Annotated in this window: 14 protein-coding genes and 1 pseudogene; 12 read left to right on the top strand and 3 right to left on the bottom strand. The window is 67.5% G+C overall.

What is annotated here, in order from left to right; translation table 11 throughout:
• The first annotated feature begins 42 nt into the window (after window positions 1–42).
• From ACMGEZ_RS15520 to ACMGEZ_RS15495, 6 genes are all read left to right on the top strand, one after another.
• Window positions 43–726 (top strand): response regulator transcription factor, encoded by a 684-nt coding sequence (locus ACMGEZ_RS15520; RefSeq protein ID WP_436823287.1) that lies wholly within the window; start codon window positions 43–45, stop codon window positions 724–726.
• 1 nt (window position 727) lies between these two features.
• On the top strand, window positions 728–2080 hold the full coding sequence (locus tag ACMGEZ_RS15515) for a sensor histidine kinase (RefSeq protein WP_436823161.1): 1353 nt from the start codon (window positions 728–730) through the stop codon (window positions 2078–2080).
• A 114-nt stretch (window positions 2081–2194) separates the two neighbouring features.
• A complete protein-coding gene (locus ACMGEZ_RS15510) occupies window positions 2195–3223 on the top strand; it encodes an ABC transporter substrate-binding protein (protein WP_436823160.1) in 1029 nt (342 codons plus the stop codon).
• A 7-nt stretch (window positions 3224–3230) separates the two neighbouring features.
• Window positions 3231–5441 carry an ABC transporter permease gene (locus ACMGEZ_RS15505; protein WP_436823159.1) on the top strand — a complete coding sequence of 737 codons (2211 nt, stop codon included), beginning with the start codon at window positions 3231–3233 and terminating at the stop codon, window positions 5439–5441.
• Between the two features lie 10 nt (window positions 5442–5451).
• A complete protein-coding gene (locus tag ACMGEZ_RS15500) occupies window positions 5452–6510 on the top strand; it encodes an ABC transporter ATP-binding protein (protein ID WP_436823158.1) in 1059 nt (352 codons plus the stop codon).
• Window positions 6507–7397, top strand: coding sequence for a helix-turn-helix transcriptional regulator (locus ACMGEZ_RS15495; protein WP_436823157.1), 891 nt, complete (start codon window positions 6507–6509; stop codon window positions 7395–7397). The genes ACMGEZ_RS15500 and ACMGEZ_RS15495 overlap by 4 nt, the downstream gene beginning before the upstream one ends.
• Here ACMGEZ_RS15495 and ACMGEZ_RS15490 read toward each other — a convergent pair.
• On the bottom strand, window positions 7357–8313 hold the full coding sequence (locus ACMGEZ_RS15490; protein ID WP_436823156.1) for a helix-turn-helix domain-containing protein: 957 nt from the start codon (window positions 8311–8313) through the stop codon (window positions 7357–7359). The genes ACMGEZ_RS15495 and ACMGEZ_RS15490 overlap by 41 nt on opposite strands.
• 210 nt (window positions 8314–8523) lie before the next feature.
• On the opposite strand from ACMGEZ_RS15490, the gene ACMGEZ_RS15485 reads away from it, so the two are divergent.
• The 6 genes and pseudogenes from ACMGEZ_RS15485 (at window position 8524) to ACMGEZ_RS15460 (ending at window position 13244) form a co-directional block, all read left to right on the top strand.
• Window positions 8524–9093 carry an ABC transporter substrate-binding protein gene (locus tag ACMGEZ_RS15485; protein ID WP_436823155.1) on the top strand — a complete coding sequence of 190 codons (570 nt, stop codon included), beginning with the start codon at window positions 8524–8526 and terminating at the stop codon, window positions 9091–9093.
• Window positions 9006–9323 (top strand): M14 family metallopeptidase, encoded by a 318-nt coding sequence (locus ACMGEZ_RS15480; protein WP_436823294.1) that lies wholly within the window; start codon window positions 9006–9008, stop codon window positions 9321–9323. Before ACMGEZ_RS15485 ends, ACMGEZ_RS15480 begins: the two co-directional genes overlap by 88 nt.
• Window positions 9324–9340: 17 nt before the next feature.
• Window positions 9341–9652: pseudogene (locus ACMGEZ_RS15475) on the top strand (oligopeptide/dipeptide ABC transporter ATP-binding protein); the annotation flags it as partial.
• 261 nt (window positions 9653–9913) lie between these two features.
• Window positions 9914–10855 (top strand): helix-turn-helix transcriptional regulator, encoded by a 942-nt coding sequence (locus ACMGEZ_RS15470; protein WP_436823154.1) that lies wholly within the window; start codon window positions 9914–9916, stop codon window positions 10853–10855.
• A 220-nt stretch (window positions 10856–11075) separates the two neighbouring features.
• Window positions 11076–11885, top strand: a complete 810-nt coding sequence (locus ACMGEZ_RS15465) for a DUF3943 domain-containing protein (protein WP_436823153.1) — start codon at window positions 11076–11078, stop codon at window positions 11883–11885.
• Window positions 11886–12365: 480 nt separating this feature from the next.
• Window positions 12366–13244, top strand: coding sequence for a hypothetical protein (locus ACMGEZ_RS15460; protein WP_436823152.1), 879 nt, complete (start codon window positions 12366–12368; stop codon window positions 13242–13244).
• Window positions 13245–13299: 55 nt separating this feature from the next.
• Here ACMGEZ_RS15460 and treF read toward each other — a convergent pair whose 3' ends face one another.
• The gene (gene treF, locus ACMGEZ_RS15455; protein ID WP_436823151.1) at window positions 13300–14988 is read right to left on the bottom strand and encodes an alpha,alpha-trehalase TreF; all 1689 of its coding nucleotides are present in this window, start codon (window positions 14986–14988) and stop codon (window positions 13300–13302) included.
• Window positions 14975–15742 carry an SDR family NAD(P)-dependent oxidoreductase gene (locus ACMGEZ_RS15450; protein ID WP_436823150.1) on the bottom strand — a complete coding sequence of 256 codons (768 nt, stop codon included), beginning with the start codon at window positions 15740–15742 and terminating at the stop codon, window positions 14975–14977. Before ACMGEZ_RS15450 ends, treF begins: the two co-directional genes overlap by 14 nt.
• Window positions 15743–15913: the final 171 nt, after the last annotated feature.

The raw sequence follows: 15913 nt of genomic DNA, 5'->3' as shown, positions 1-15913 counted from the left end.
GTCCGGGTTCGGACTCACTCAAGCGATGGCACCATGCAGGGCATGAAGCTGCTGCTGGTGGAAGACGATTTCGACCTTTCGGGGGTGCTGTCCCGCAGCCTGTCCTCGCGCGGATTCGAGCTGCTGTGCTGCGCCGATGGCGTCGAGGCGCTGGCGGCGGCGCGCAAGAAGCGCTTCGACGTGATCGTGCTCGATCTCTCGCTGCCCGGCCTGGACGGGCTCGAACTGCTGCAGCGCCTGCGCGGGGACGGCAACCTCACGCCGGTGCTGGTGCTGACGGCGCGCGGCGCGGTCGGAGATCGCATCGCGGGCCTGAATGCCGGTGCCGACGACTACCTCGCCAAACCCTTCGACCTGGACGAGTTGATCGCGCGGCTCGGTGCACTCACGCGCCGGCTCGGGCGCGACGGCGAGCTGCGCTGCGGCCAGCTTCGCTATGAGGCGGCGTCGAATGCCTTCTACCGCGACCAGAGCCCGCTGGAACTCTCGCCGCGCGAGGCCGAGCTGCTGAAGAGCCTGATGTCGCGCGTCGATCACGTCGTGCCCAAGGACGCGTTGCGCGATGCGGTGTTCGGCGCCGACGATGCGGCGAACGTCGATGCGGTCGAGGTGCTCGTGCACCGGCTGCGCAAGAAACTGCACGGCGCCAGCGTCGAGATCCTCACGCTGCGCGGTGTCGGCTACCTGCTGTGCGACGACGCGAGCACGGCTGCGCAACGGGCCTAGGGTGGAAATATGGCCTCAACGCCTGCTCCGCGCGGCATCGCTGCGTCACTTCCTGCTGGCCTGGCTGCTGGGCGGCCTGTGGTTGACCGTGGCACTGATCACGCTGTGGCACGGCGCCGCGACTTTCCTGCAGGTCGCGCAGGCGCAGGACGAGCGCTTGGCCGTCGCGCTGTCGCAGATCGTTCAATCGGCAGCGCAGGGCGAGGAATTCGCTTCGGCGCCGCCGATCGCCGAGCCGCTCTTCTACCGGGTGAGCACCATGGGCGGTGAGTGGCTGGCAGGCGATCGCGCGCTCGCGGCCTATCCGTGGCGCACCGGGCTGCCCGACTCGGGCTTGCCGCGGCTCTACATCACGCAGCGCGGCCGCTCGCCGATGCGTGCGGCCTCGGCGCTGCGCCACGTGCCTGGTGCCGCAGCCGGCGAAGGCGTGGTCGTGCAGGTGGCCGAGCCGCTGCGCGAGCGCGTCGCGCTCTGGCAGGAACTGCCGACAAGCTTGCTCGGTTGGGTCTACGGCGCGGCCGCCGCAATGACGCTGGTGATCTGGAGCGGCGTCGCGATCGCTTCGCGCTGGCTCGAACGCGCGCGCCAGGCGCTCGATTCGCCGCAGGTGGACGTCTCGGTCTATGACGGCCCGGCCGAGCTGCGGCCGGCGGTCGAGCGCATGCACGGACTGCATCGCCGCCAGCGCGAATGGGTGGGGCAGCAGCGCCGCTTTCTGGCCGACGCCTCGCACCAGCTGCGCACGCCGATGTCGGTGCTGCGCACGCAGCTGCAATCGGCCATCGCCGGCGACGTGCCGGCCTCCGAAGTGCTGCCGCAGATGCTGCACACGGTCGATCGCGCCACCGGCATGGCCAACCAGCTGCTGAGCCTCACCAAGCTCGAGCAGATCAAGCGCGCGGGCGAGCTCAAGCCGGTCGAGCTGCGCGCGGTCGCACGCGATGCGGTGATGGAGCTGGCACCGCTGATCGCTGCCAAGCGGCTCGATTTCGCGCTCGAAGGCGAGGCGCTGTGGGCGCCCGCCGACGCGCTGATGCTCGGCGAGCTGCTGCGCAACCTGCTGGCCAACGCGATCCACCACACGCCGCCGGCCGGCCGGCTCGGCATCCTGCTGCGCGCCTATGCCCGCACCACCGAGCTCGTGGTGTGGGACGAGGGCCAGGGCCTGGACGATGCGCTGCGGCCGCGGCTGTTCCAGCCCTTCACAGCCGCCAAGGGCGGCGTGGGTCTGGGCCTGTCGATCTGCCGCCAGATCGCAGATGCGATGGGCTCGACCATGGAGCTCTACAACCGCGTCGAGGACCGCCGCGTGATCGGCGTCGATGCGGTGGTGACCTGGGGCCAGGGCCCCTGAAACAACGCGCCGGCGCGCTGCCGGATTTTCTTCGCACTCCCGAACGATCGGCGCCGATGCAGCCGCGGGGACAGTGCTTGCTACAGAGATTTCGAAAAACGACAGGAGATGATGATGAAAAAGACCCGCCGTTCCCTCGCCGCGCTGGCGCTCGCCGCCGGCGCATCCTTGGCACAGGCGCAGTCCGCCGGCCAGCTCAACGTCGTGTGCTCCGTGCAGGACGAGTGGTGCTCGCTGATGAGCACGACCTTCACGCGCAGCTCCGGCATCAAGGTCAACGTGCTGAAGCGCGGCAGCGGCGAAGCGCTGGCGCAATTGATCGCCGAGCGCGCCAATCCCAAGACCGACGTGTGGTTCGGCGGCACCGGCGACCCGCACCTGCAGGCGGCCGAGCAGGACCTCACGCTGGCCTACAGGTCGCCCTCGCTCGCGCGGCTCCATCCGTGGGCGCAGGCCCAGGCCGAGCAGTCGGGCTGGCGCACCGTGGGCGTGTACTCGGGACCGCTGGGCTTTGCCTTCAACACCGAGCTCCTGGCGAAGAAGAAGCTCCCCGCGCCCAGGTGCTGGAAGGATCTGCTCTCGCCTGCGCTGAAGGGCGAGGTGCAGGTGGCCAATCCGGCGAGCTCGGGCACCGCCTACACGATGATCGCCACCATCGTGCAGCTGATGGGCGAGGACAAGGCCTACGAATACCTGAAGGGACTGCACGCCAACGTCAGCCAGTACACGCGCTCCGGCACTGGTCCGATCAAGGCGGCGGCGCGCGGCGAGACCTCGGTGTCGATCAGCTTCGTGCACGACGCGCCGGGCGAGCAGATGCAGGGCTTCCCGATCGCGACCGACACGCCTTGCGAAGGCACCGGCGCCGAGATCGGATCGATGTCGATCGTGAAGGGGGCGCGCAATCTCGAGAACGCAAAGAAGTTCTATGAATGGGCGCTCACGCCGGCGGCGCAGCAGCTCGGCGTCGCGGCCAAGCAGTTCCAACTGCCGTCGAACAAGACCACGCCGCTGGACAGCCGCATCCCGGATTTCCGCAAGATCAAGTTCGTCTCCTACGACTACGCGAAGTACGGCCGGTCGGCCGAGCGCAAGCGGCTCATCGAGCGCTGGGAGCGCGAGGTCAATTCGCTGGCGCGCTGAAAACGCCATGAACTTCAACGAGAACAACCGCGCGATCGCGCTCTGGTCGGCGCTCGGCCTTGCCGCCTTCGCACTCCTGCCCTGGTACAGCCTGCCCAGCGGCATCTTCGGCCTGCAGGGCCTGGGCGAGCTGATGGCCGGGCACGACAGCTCCTCGGCGCTGGCCCAGGTGCTGCTGCACCGGCGGCCCTGGCTGCTGCTCGGCGCCTGGCCGCTCATCGTCGGGCTCGCCGTGCTCGGCATGGCGCCGGCGCGTGCGCAAGGCCGGCTGCTGGCATGGGGCGGCGCACTGGGTTTGGCGGGCGTGCTCGCGCAGGGTTTCCTGATCGGGCTGCCCGACCCGGCCACCGGCACCGGCCAGCCGGGCTTCGGCTGGGGCGCGACGCTGGTGCTGGCGGCGCTCATGATGCTCTGCGCCTTCGGTATCGCGCGCTGCGGCGCCTTCAGGGGCGACCTGTTCGTCGCCGCGGCGGTGGTCGGCAGCGCAGGCCTCTTGATGGTGTTCGTCGCCTTTCCGGTGCTGCGCTCGCTGGCCAGCGCCTTTCTCGACGAGGCCGGGCGGCCCAGCCTCGTGGCCTGGTTGTCGCGGATCGCCAGCGAGCGCATCTGGGGACTCGGCTGCCTGCACTCCAGCAAGAGCTGCGGCGTGGCCTGGAACACGCTCTCGCTGGCGGTGCTCACCGGCTTGAGCACGACGGTGCTCGGCACGCTGCTCGCGTTGATCGAGGATCGCAGCGACTCGCGCGTGCGCCGCGCGCTGCGCCTCCTGGCACCGCTGCCGATCATCACGCCGCCCTTCGTCGTCGGCCTGGGCCTGGTGCTGCTGTTCGGCCGTGCGGGCCTGGTCAACCAGTTCCTCGAGTGGGCCTTCGGCATCGAGCCGGGGCGCTGGTTCTACGGCTGGTTCGGCGTCTGGCTGGCGCAGCTCTTCGCCTTCACGCCGATCGCCTTCCTGATCGTGCGCGGCGTAGTGCAGGGCATCAGCCCTTCGCTGGAGGAGGCCTCGCAGTCGCTGCGCGCCGATGTCTCGAAAACCTTCAGGCACGTGACCCTGCCGCTCATGCTGCCGGGCCTGGCCAACGCCTTCCTTGTCGGTTTCATCGAGAGCATCGCCGACTTCGGCAACCCGATCGTCGCAGGCGGGCAGTTCTCGGTGCTGTCGACCGAAATCTTCTTCGCTATCGTCGGCGCGCAGTTCGACCAGGGGCGGGCCGCGGCGCTCGCTTGGATCCTCACGCTGTTTGCGCTCGGCGTGTTCGCGCTGCAGCGCGGCTTGCTGGGGCGCAGGAACTTCACCACCGTGTCGGGCAAGGGCGATGCGGGCATTCCGATGCGCCTGCCCGATGGCCTGCGCCGCGTAGCGCTGGCGGTCGCGGTGCCGTGGCTGCTGTTCACGCTGGTGGTCTACGTGTTCGCCTTCAGCGGCGGCTTCGTCCAGACCTGGGGCCGCAACTACACGCCGACGCTGGACCACTTCCGCACCGCCTTCGCCATCGGCTTCGAGAACGGCGCCGTGCAGTGGGCGGGCCTCGCATGGGATTCGCTCTTCACGACCGTGCAGCTCGCGGCGACGGCCGCGCCGATCACGACCGGCCTGGGCCTGCTGATCGCCTGGCTGCTGGCGCGCGTGCAGTTCCGCGGCCAGGGCATGTTCGAGTTCTCGGCGCTGATGGCCTTTGCGATCCCAGGCACGGTGCTCGGCGTGAGCTACGTGCTGGCGTTCAACGTGCCGCCCTTCGAGATGACGGGCACCGGGCTCGTCATCGTGATGTGCTTCATCTTCCGAAACCTGCCAGTGGGCGTGCGTGCGGGATCGGCGGCCTTCCGGCAGCTGGACAAATCGCTCGACGAAGCCTCGCTGATGCTGCGCGCGTCCACCGCGCGCACGCTGTGGTCGGTCGTGCTGCCGCTGCTCAAGCCGGCGCTCGCGGCCTCGCTGATCTACAGCTTCGTGCGCGCGATGACCACGGTGTCGGCCGTGATCTTCCTCGTGACGGCACAAACCGAGCTGGCCACGACCTTCATCATCGGCCGCGTGGGGCAGGGCGACTACGGCGTGGCGCTAGCCTACAGCACGGCTTTGATCGTGCTCATGGCGCTCGCCACGGCCTGCATCCAGTGGCTGATCGGCGAGCGCAAGCTGGGGCGGCGGCGTTCGTCGAAGGCGGTCGAACCCCTCAATGCCGAGCGTGCCGCGCCGATGGCCGCACCACTCTAAGGACATCCTCATGTACGGCTTCGAATTCCAGAACGTCTCCAAGCGCTACGGCACTGCCGCCGACGCGCCGCTGGCGGTGAAGAGCATCAGCTTCGGCGTGCCCAGGGGAACGCTGACCACAATCCTCGGGCCCTCGGGCTGCGGCAAGACGACCACGTTGCGCATGATCGCCGGCCTCGAGAGCCCCACGTCGGGGCGCATCCTGATCGACGGCGAGGACGTCACTGCGCTCGGCCCCGCCGAACGCAACGTCAGCCTGGTATTCCAGAGCTATGCGCTGTTCCCGCACATGAACGTGATCGAGAACGTCTGCTATGGCCTGCGCATGTCCGGCCTGCCGCTGCGCGACGCGCAGGACAAGGCGCGGCAGATGCTCGAGACCGTCGGCTTACGCGGACTGGACGAGCGCATGCCCAGCGAGCTCTCGGGCGGCCAGCAGCAGCGGGTGGCGGTGGCGCGCGCGCTGGCCCTGGAACCTGCGGTGCTGCTTTTCGACGAACCGCTGTCCAACCTCGACGCGCGGCTGCGCCGCTCGATGCGCGAGGAGATCCGCGCACTGCAGCAGCGCCTGGCGCTGACGGTGGCTTACGTCACGCACGACCAGAGCGAGGCACTCGCCGTCAGCGACCACATCATCGTCATGGACCAGGGCGTGATCGCGCAGCAGGGCACGCCGCACGAGCTCTACGAGGCGCCGCAATCGGAGTTCGTCGCCGGCTTCATGGGCGAGGCGATGCTGTTCGACGGCGTGTGCGGCGAGGATCGGCGCGTGTCGCTCGGTGGACTGACCGTGGTCGCGGCGCCGGAAGTGCAGCCAGGCCCGGTGAAGATCGCAGTGCGGCCGGAAGCCTGGGTGATCGGGCCGGTCGCGAACGCCGGGCTCGCGGCGCGCGTCATCAAGAGGACTTATGTGGGCAGCATAGTCGAGTACACCTTCCGCAGCCCGCTGGGCGACATCTTCGTGGTGTCGCCCGAAGTCAAGCAGCCGCTCAACCACGGCGCGCCGGTGAGCCTCTATCTGGCCGATCACGGTGTCTCCGTCGTCGCTGCGCAGGCCCTGTCCCGATGATTGCTCCACCCCTGTTGTCGAATCGCGCCATGGTGTCGGCGTCCACCTCGCGACACGTCGAACGTCCGACTCCGGACGACGGCCCGCTGCTGTATTCCGACGAGCAGCTGTCGGCACCACGCCCGGCACGGCTGCGGGGGCACGTTCCGCGCGCCGTGGGCGATCTGCTGGGCGCAGCGGACGCGCACGAAAGGCGCAGCCTGCTGCGCGGCATGCTGCATGCCATAGGTTTCGAATGGCTCGGCTACGGAACGATCAGCTCACAGCCCGGCGCTGCGGTGCCGCGGAGCTTCTTCACCAGCTACGCGCATCCGGACTGGGTGCATCGCTATTTTTCGCGGCGCCACTACGAGGTGGACACGCGGCAGCGCGAGCTGCCGAGTTCCAGCGTGCCGCTGATCTGGGAGACGGGCGAGCTGACGCCCGCGCACGCCGGCGCCGATCCGGGCGGTAGGCATCGCCGCTTTCTCGAGGACCTGGGTGCATGCGGCATTCGCAGCGGCCTCATGTTCCGTCTAGCTTCGCCGACGCAACCCGGCGAGCACACGGTGATCAGCCTGATGTCCAGCGTCGCCCATCGGCGTTGGATCACCGAAGGCGTGGCCGGCCGGGCGCTGATGCTGGGTCTCTGCGTGCACGACTACCTGTCGCGCCACGCGCGGGTCTCGGCCCCGTCGCTGGCGCCGCGCAGCGACATGTCGGCCACTCAGCTGTGCATCCTCGAGCACCTGCGGCAGGGCCGCAGCGACAAGGAGATCGCCTACCTGATGCATCTGTCGCCGCACGCGGTGGACTATCACATGCGGCAGCTGCGTCGCCGTTTCGCAGTGCGCAACCGCGTGCAGCTCATGAACGCCGCGAGCCAGTGGCAGCAGGGCGAAGGCTGATTCCGGCGCAGCCAATGCCGGCGTCGACGATGCCGTTCCTGGCCGAGGGCGGCTGCAGAGCATCGTGCACCGAGAGCCTGCGGTACTCGCCGGGCGTCACTGCGTAGGTGCTGAGGAAGGTCTTGTGCAGGTGGCTCTGGTCGCTGAAGCCGGCCGCGTGCGCCGCGTAGATCACGCGCGCGCCGCCGGCGATCAGGTCGCGCGCGTACTCGATGCGATGGCCCACCAGCAGCTCGTGCGGCGTGAAGCCCAGCGCAATCCTGAAGCGGCGCTGCAGGTGCACCGGATGCCAGCCGATTTCGCCCGCCAGGCCGTCCAGCGTGATGCGCTGATGGAAACCCGAGGCGATCATCCGGTAGAGGCGATCCACACGATCGTCGCCCGCGTCGGCGAGCGCGAGCGGTGCGGCGCCCTCTTCAGCCAGCGGTGGGTGAAGCGGGATCCACTGCGCGAGCCGGTCGCGCACGAGCTGGCGGCCGGACGCTGCGGCATCGTCGCTCCCGCTGCGCAGCGCTTCGCGCAACAGCGCATGGCACTCGATGAAGTCGCGCGCGGCCGAAGCCTGCGGAAAGAGCGCAATCTCCGCATCGCCTTCGACCGGCAGCGGCTCGCGCGACGTGTCCGGTGCATTGACGCAGCGCGCCACCGCGAAGCTGCAGTACATCGCATCTTCGCGCCATGGTGTCGTGCGTGCCTCGACCGAGTGCCACACCTGCGGTGCGATACGCACCAGCGTGCCCGGCGGCACGACCGTCACGCCCCGGCTGGTGCGCAGATGCAGCTCGGTGTCCGAAACCGAGAGCGCGAAGCCGAAGTGCCGGTGCGGCCGGACCTGGCCCTGGCGAAAGCGATTCGCAGTGAATTGCAGGCCCGCGAGCTCAGCGTCGCGCCAGTAGCAGGAGTCAACGAGGTCCATCGAAGGGCAAGTGCGTTGAGCACTAAGAATTTACAAGGCGGGAAAGCCGCCACTTGATAACTTCACTGGCGTCGATTGCGATGCAGCCGACACGCCGATTCGAGTGCACGGAGCATGCCAGCGCCGGACGAATCTGTGAAGCCGCGATGTCCAAAGCCCCAGGTCTGCGAGCCGGGCGCCGAGGCTCGTGCGAACTGATCTTTTTTGAGGATGGAGCAACAAGCCCGGCTGATCCCCGCTTTGGCAGCCTCGTGGCGCACGCTCGACGACACGACCTGGGAGTTCAAGCTGCGCGATGGCGTGAAGTTCCACGACGGAAGTGCACTGACGGCGGAAGACGTGATCTTCTCGCTCGACCGGCCCGCGACCATCGCCAACAGCCCGAGCTCCTTCGCGACCTACACGCGCAGCGTCACAGGCAAGAAGGCCATCGATCGGCTGACGGTGCAGCTGAGGACGGCGACGCCGTCGCCGCTGCTGCTCCTGACCGAAGCCATGCACACGGTCGACGACGAGAGGCGCGAGCAGCTGCTGCAGCAAGCCGCCGAGCTCGCGCTGAAGAAGGACCACGCGATCATCCCGCTCTACAACCAGGTGGCGACCTGGGCCGCGCGCAAGGGCATCGCTTTCGTGCCGCGCGTCGACGAGTTCACGCTCGCGTCGCAGTCCGGCCGGACTGAGGCGGCCACGCGATGCTTCAGCAACTCCATCATCTGCCTTCCGGCTTCGCCACCACCTCGTCGCGCGACCTGCATCGCGTACTGCCGGGGCCGACGCTGATCCACCCGCCGGGTGAAGCGCAGCCGCCGCTCTTCGTCTCGATCCTGCTGCACGGGAACCAGGACGTGGGGCTGCATGCGCTGCAGTCGGTGCTGGCGAAGCATGCGGCGAAGCCGCTGCCGCGCGCCTTGTCGATCTCGTCGGCAACGTGGAGGCGGCCAAGGAAGGCGTGGGCCGGCTCGACCACCAGCCTGACTTCAACCGCATCTGGACCTCTGCCCCACCCGTAACGGAGTTCGAGCACATGGCCGCGGCAGAGGATCTGTTCGATGAGCCGTTGCACCCTTACACGCAGGGTCTGCTGGAAGAGGCGCCGCGGCTGGAGGCGCGCAGGAAGACCTATGTCGCGATCCGGGGAGAGATCCCGTCCCCGATGAACCCGCCCCGGGACTGCCATTTCCATCCGCGCTGCCCGCAAGCCCTGCCGTGCTGCGCGGAAGAAGTGCCGGCGTTGCGCAATGTGACGGCAGGCCGATGGGTGGCCTGCCATCGCGTGCAAGCCGACGAAGGCTGGCATGCCGCCACTCCCCGGAGGGCTGTGACCGAGAGCGCGTCTTGAAAGTCGTCCCGTCGCGCAGCCGGTCGCGTGCGTACGAAAGCATTCAGATCGCCATCGACGAGCTGCTTTCGAGGCAGCCCGCACCCCGTGGAAGGCGCCTCGCTAAGCGTCGAAAGCTAAGAATTTACAAGGCGGTGTCACGGGCGTTTGGTAATTTGCGTCGAGGAGAAGAGTTCCGGTCTCGACACGATATCTGGAAGCCCCAGCGGGCTGGATCACCATGAAAACCATTCACGCCAAACGCACCTCGAGGTGCCACCGATGATTCTTTCGTCGTTGCTGCAGCGCGCCGCCGCTTCCTCGCTCGATCCGGGTGCGGATCTCGCAAAGTCCGGGCGCGATCCGCGGCCCGACCTCGAGGGACCACCGCCGCATCTCTACGCGGACGAGGACCTGTCGGCGATGCCGTCCATGGCCAGGGGCCGCGCGGAGCCATCGGGCATCGTCGGCGAGCTGGTCGATGCGGGCGATGTGGAGGCACGCGCGCGCCTCGTGCGCGGCCTGCTGCACCAGCTCGGCTTCGAGTGGCTGGGCTATGGCGCCGTCACTTTCATGGCCGGGCGCCTGTGGCCGCTGAGTTTCTTCACCAGCTATGCCAACGCAGGATGGATGCGGCGCTATTTCGCGCACCAACACCACGAGGTCGACACGCGGCACCAGGATGCACCGGCCTCGAGCATGCCGCTGGCCTGGGATGTCGACCAGCTGGAGGCGCAGTACGACCGCTCCGATCGTCCGGCCCAGTGCCGGCAGTTCATCGAGGACTTGCATGAGAGCGGCATCCGCAGCGGGCTGTTCCTTCGCCTCCCTTCGCCCACTCACGTCAACGAGCACACGCTGATCAGCCTCCTGTCCAACGCACCCGGACGCGATTGGATCGATGGTGGCGTGACGGGCCGTGCGCTGCTGCTCAGCCTGAGCGTGCACGAGTACCTGTCGCGCCATGCGCGCCTGCCGGCGGCGCCGGCGGCGGCACGCATCGACCTGTCGCAGCTCTCGCCCACGCAGCAGTACATCCTCGAACACCTGCTGCAGGGGCGCAGCGACAAGGAGATCGCCTACCGCCTTCAGCTGTCGGCGCACACGGTGGACTACCACATGCGCCAATTGCGTCGGCGCTTCTCGGCACGCAACAGGGTTCAGCTGGTGAAGGCCGCGACGCAATCGCAGTTCGGCGAGAGCAACTTCGGCATGGCCGGATAAGCCTCCCGCCCGTCGACGTCGAGGACCCCCTAGACCGGTGTCGGACTGCACTCCGAGAACTGCCCGTTCCAGTGATAGCAGGCGTAGGGCGGCGTGACGGCGCTAGCCGGGCCTCCGGTTAAGGCGCCTTAGAAGGCATCTTCCGGTCGGGGCACGGGCGAACTGAGCGGGCGGCCTTTCCAGTTCGACGCGCGACAGCCATACTGGCGCTGAATCCTGAATGTCGCGGCGCCCCTTCGCTTTCGCCGTTCTTGCCGTTCTCGCGCTATCGCCATGGCTCGCGAGGTCGGCTTCCTGCGCCCCTGTCGAGCCCGCGGAAGAAATCCTCGAACACGCGGCCGCGCCGGACCCCCCCATCATCGCAGGCGCGGACTGGGAAGGCCTGCGGCGCGACACCTGGTACTTCGTGGGTTACCAGGCTGCGACGGTGGCCGTGCTCTACGCGCTGCCGGCCGAGCAGACGCGTTTCGACCGAAGCGGCGCGAGCTACGGCAAGTGGCGCGACAACGTCACGAAGCCGGCGTGGGACAGGGACGATCATTTCGTCAACTACGTGCTTCATCCCTACTGGGGTGCTGCGTACTACATTCGGGCCCGGGAGCGCGGCCTGGACCGCTGGCAGTCCCTGGGCTACTCCGCCTTCCTCTCGGCGGTCTACGAATTCGGCGCTGAGGCCTTGTTCGAGCCCGTCTCCTACCAGGATCTCGTCATCACGCCCCTGGCCGGCTGGCTGCTCGGGGAGTACGTCTTCTCGCCCATCCGCGAGTCGATCAAGGCGAAGCCGGGAGAGCCCGATGCCATGGACAAGGTCGCACTGGTCCTCACCGACCCCTTGGGCGCGCTCAATGGCCTGACCGATCGAATCTTCGGCGTCGAAACCCAGGTCAGCTTGGCGCCGATCCGACCGATCAGCCCGTCCGGACCCGCGGCAGTGGCCGCGCTTGGCGAGGGCGGGGGCAGGTGGCCGGGGCCGCATCGCACCAGCCCCAGAACGGTGAGCTGGGGCCTGCAACTGCAGGTGCGCTGGTAGGCGATCGACATGTCCCTGACACATTAGTTGGATCGCTGTAATGAGCCCCCCGAAGAGCGCTGGGGATCAAACGGACGTCTCGCGATCCTGCTTGTGCTGTTCTGCTCTAGGCGGGTGCACAGCGCTGCACGTCTCACGGAGTTGATATGCTGTCATATTGGTATGGCTGGGGTTGCGGCAGCGCAACATTTCCTATTTTGCCGGTATTTTTGTCGGTATCTCGGCAGGGCTGAAGTCGCCAATCCAGGATTCATGCGGGTTTCTGCGCGGTTTTTGGTTCCTGGCGGCGACCAGATACAAATCCGGATGAGTCAAGACTCTTCCGGATTTTTTTATTGCCTTTCTGAGAACCGTCGCAGAGCTCCCGGGCGTCGTGCGCCTAAGGGGCAATGCCCTCGCCGTCGCGGAACGGGATACCTACAGCGCGCGGAATCGTGTTCGCGCCCCTGTACCTTCGCCAACACCTCCGGACGCTATCGCATGCAAAACACCGCCACCCCGCCCGCCTCCAGGTTCTCAGGCGCGCAAGCTCTCACAATCTTCCTCTCGCTCTCTTCAGTCGCGGTCGTCGTGCTTGCGCTGCTTGGCTACGGCGTGGCCCTCTCGGCCGAGGTGCGCTTCGGTATCCCGCATGCCGTGATCTTCAGTTCCACATCTGACCTGCTCACGCTTGGCGGATGGGCAGTGCTGCACATGCTGAACTATCTCGGCAGATTGTCTGAATGGGAGCTCTATGTCGGTCTTTGGGAAAGGACCTGGCCAGTCACCAGGTTGGCGCTCATCCTGGCGGGAGCAGCGTTTGCGCTCGGGCTCGCGGCGTTCGGTGTGCAGCATCTCGCAGGTCGTTGGCAGTGGTTGAAGATCCGAACCGCGCAATCAAGGGCTTTTATCGCAGCCCATGGTAGCCTCGCCCGCATCGCCGCGTTCCCGGTCGTCATGCTGACGTGCATATTCCTCGCCGTCCCGCTGATGGCAGTCGTCAGCCTCTTCGGACTTACGCTGCTCGCCTGCTTCTTGAGCATCCTCCCTATTGCGGGCCTCGAGGCCGGCACTGGGCACATCGACAAATGGGTGATAGGCCCGGAAATTTGCGTTCCTGTGAGGTCGCGCGACACACGCCTGCAAGTGCAGCCGCAGCAGCAAACGGACGAGAGCAAGAAGCCCAAGGCGGCGACCTGCGTCACGGTGAAGAAGACTGGAGGCGAAGAGCATCGCGGCCGGGTGGTTTTTGCGACGTTCAATGCGGTGGTGCTCTACGACCCGGGAGCGGGTTCTGTATGGCGCGTATCGACTGATGGGGCAAGCGTCGAGGTGATTGACACGGTCCATGCTTCAAGGGATTCCTCGCTCAGCCGGTGACTCACAAGATGGCCAAACTACGGCCAGAAGGTGCTCAAACCAATTGCAGCCCCACTCACCAATGCCGCGGCACCGGATCATGCGAAACACAACGCCCCGCACTATGCCTCGGCTGCTCCCTCAACAGCGCGCTCGTGACCCCATTGGTCCACCCGAACCCATCCTGCAGCGGATACTCCCCGCCACCCCCACCCGCGGAGTGTTCGCGCTTCACGGACCGCAGCGCGTATTTCTCGACCAACTTCCCCTCTCGTTCGTACACCGCCGCGACGGTGGCGAGCCAGCGGTTGGCGATCGTGCTCGAGAGCGACTGGCATCCGTAGGCGGCGAATCCCTGAATCCCCATCCACTGGAGCGGCGCCCAGCCATTGGGCCGGTCCCACTGCTGGTCGCTCCAGCACTCGGTGGTCGACAGTCCGCCCGGCGCGAGCATCCGTGCCGACACGGTGTCGGCCAGCGCTCGCGCATGCGCCGGCTCGGCAAGCCCGATGAAAAGAGGCACGACGCACGCGGCTGTCAGGCAGGTCCGCCGCCCCTCGGTGCGCCAGTCGTAGTCGAAGAAGGCCGCTTGCCGGGCTTCCCAGCAAAGTTCGATGACCGCGTTGCGGCGCTCACCGGCGCGGTCCGCAAACTCCCGGGCAGTCGCGGTGTCGCCGGTGCGCTTCGCAAGTTCGGCGATCTTTGCCTCCAGCTTGTGGAGGAAGGCGTTGAGGTCGACCGGCAGCACGTCGGTGGTGCAGATGCTGGTGAGCGAGGGTGCCGTCGCGGCGCGCGCGTGCACCGGCACCGGACCATTGCCGCGCGGTGGCGTCTCCCGAAGCCAGCGCGTGCTGAAGTCCCACCCCGATTCGCAGGCCGCTCGCAGATCGCGGTAGACCTCGGCGGGCTCGCGCCGGCAGGCCTGCACGGTGGACACGTCCTCGAGCCATGACTCCTCGCGCGGCGTGTCCCGGTCGTCCCAGTAGCGATTGAGCAGCCTGCCGTCGCGCAGGCGAACGACGCGGCGCCGCGCCTGGCCGGGTGCCAGCCCGTCGCTGCCGGCCATCCAGTAGGCGTGCTCCTGGCGCAGCTGCGGCAGGAAATCCGCCTCTTCGATGGCACCGTGCCGCTGCGCGAGCTCGACCATCAGCGCAAACACCGGTGGCTGCGAGCGGCTCAGGTAGTACGTGCGCGTGCCGTTCGGGATGTGCCCGTAGGTGTCGATCAGGTAGGCGAAGTTCTGGACCATGTCGCCCAGCTGCTCCTGGTGGCCGCCGCAGGCCAGCCCCAGCATGGTGAAGTACGAATCCCAGTAGTAGAGCTCGCCGAAGCGCCCGCCCGGGACCACGTAGGGATGCGGCAGCTGCAGCAGCGAGGCATGCGGCGGATGCACGCGGGGATGTCGGGTCAGGACTTTCCAGAGGCTCTCGATGTGGTCGCCGATGGGCTGGCCCGGCACCGAGACGTACTCGCTGGGCGCTGGGAGTACGGGCCTGAAGTTCGCATGCACGAAGGCCGACAGGTCGAAGCCCGGTTCCCGGCATCGGGCGCGATAGGCCTCGAGGATGGCTGCCGGCTCGCCCCGAGGCGCGCAGTCCACGAAGGTCTTGCTGTCGGAGAAGATGCCCGATTGCTGGACCGCGGTGAAGAGCTCCTGGTAGCGGTCCGCCGGGGTGAGGATATCCGGCGCAGGCCCCTGGGCCGCCCTCTTCGAACGATGCGCGCCACCCTGCGTGCCGAGCGCCTTGGCATCATTGCTCGGCATAGTTCCAGAGCAGGCCGCCATCCACCACCATCGTCGTGCCCGTGATGTAGTCGGCGTCCGCGGAGGCCAGGAAAGCCGCCATGCCCGCGACATCGCCGGGCCGGCCCAAGCGCTTGAGCGGAATGTTCGCGAGCAAGGCATCGCGCAGGGCGGGGTCGCTCAGCACGCGCGCATTGATGGGTGTCTCGATGGCGCCCGGCGCGATGTTGTTGACGGTGATTCCGAGCGGCGCGAGTTCGATGGCCAGGTTGCGCGTCATCATCCTCATGCCGCCCTTGCTGATGCAGTAGGCGGTGAAATGAGGAAAGGGCAGGTCCTCGTGAACAGAGCTGATGTTGATGATCCTGCCGCCGCGCCCGGCCGCCTTGCACCGTGCGGCAAACATCTGCGCGAGGAAGAACGCACCCTTGAGGTTCACGTTCATCACCTGGTCGTAGTCGGCTTCGGTCACGTCGAGGAAGTCCGCCCGCTTCTCGATGCCTGCGTTGTTGACCAGGACATCGACGCCGCCGACCTGGTCGGCAGCCGCTGCAAAGGCCGCGCGCATGGGCTCGATCTGCGATACGTCGCACGGCATCACCGCACAGCGGCGCCCCAGGGCTTCGATCTGGACGCGCAGCGCTTCCGAGCGCTCGTCAGCCCGGCGAACGTTGAGGACGATGTCGGCGCCCGATTCTGCAAGCCGCAGCGCGATGGCCTTGCCGATCCCCTGCGAGGCGCCTGTGACCAGGGCAGTCTTCTTGTGCAGATCCATTGAACAGGCCTCCGGAAAGATGCTCGCACGCGGCAACTCTTCCAAACCGGTGCTGGTGGACCGTAGGCCTTCGCCAGGGCGGGTGCGTGTAGGAGCGGGCCGCGCGAGAATCACCGCGGAACGCACTTGCGCCATGCCCCGTTTTGCGGAAGTGTTTTCTGCAAGTTTGGG

The sequence above is a fragment of the Variovorax stachyos genome, from assembly GCF_051400855.1.
In the GTDB taxonomy this organism is placed as follows: domain Bacteria; phylum Pseudomonadota; class Gammaproteobacteria; order Burkholderiales; family Burkholderiaceae_C; genus Variovorax.
This window is presented reverse-complemented; position numbering and strand designations above follow the sequence as displayed.

Coding starts and splice junctions, on each gene's coding strand:
- ACMGEZ_RS15460 (WP_436823152.1), top strand. CDS start 12,366: ATGCAAAACACCGCCACCCCGCCCGCCTCCAGGTTCTCAGGCGCGCAA.
- ACMGEZ_RS15510 (WP_436823160.1), top strand. CDS start 2,195: ATGAAAAAGACCCGCCGTTCCCTCGCCGCGCTGGCGCTCGCCGCCGGC.
- ACMGEZ_RS15450 (WP_436823150.1), bottom strand. CDS start 15,742: ATGGATCTGCACAAGAAGACTGCCCTGGTCACAGGCGCCTCGCAGGGG.
- ACMGEZ_RS15500 (WP_436823158.1), top strand. CDS start 5,452: ATGTACGGCTTCGAATTCCAGAACGTCTCCAAGCGCTACGGCACTGCC.
- ACMGEZ_RS15470 (WP_436823154.1), top strand. CDS start 9,914: ATGATTCTTTCGTCGTTGCTGCAGCGCGCCGCCGCTTCCTCGCTCGAT.
- ACMGEZ_RS15465 (WP_436823153.1), top strand. CDS start 11,076: ATGTCGCGGCGCCCCTTCGCTTTCGCCGTTCTTGCCGTTCTCGCGCTA.
- ACMGEZ_RS15495 (WP_436823157.1), top strand. CDS start 6,507: ATGATTGCTCCACCCCTGTTGTCGAATCGCGCCATGGTGTCGGCGTCC.
- ACMGEZ_RS15480 (WP_436823294.1), top strand. CDS start 9,006: ATGCTTCAGCAACTCCATCATCTGCCTTCCGGCTTCGCCACCACCTCG.
- ACMGEZ_RS15520 (WP_436823287.1), top strand. CDS start 43: ATGAAGCTGCTGCTGGTGGAAGACGATTTCGACCTTTCGGGGGTGCTG.
- ACMGEZ_RS15485 (WP_436823155.1), top strand. CDS start 8,524: ATGGAGCAACAAGCCCGGCTGATCCCCGCTTTGGCAGCCTCGTGGCGC.
- ACMGEZ_RS15490 (WP_436823156.1), bottom strand. CDS start 8,313: ATGGACCTCGTTGACTCCTGCTACTGGCGCGACGCTGAGCTCGCGGGC.
- ACMGEZ_RS15505 (WP_436823159.1), top strand. CDS start 3,231: ATGAACTTCAACGAGAACAACCGCGCGATCGCGCTCTGGTCGGCGCTC.
- treF (WP_436823151.1), bottom strand. CDS start 14,988: ATGCCGAGCAATGATGCCAAGGCGCTCGGCACGCAGGGTGGCGCGCAT.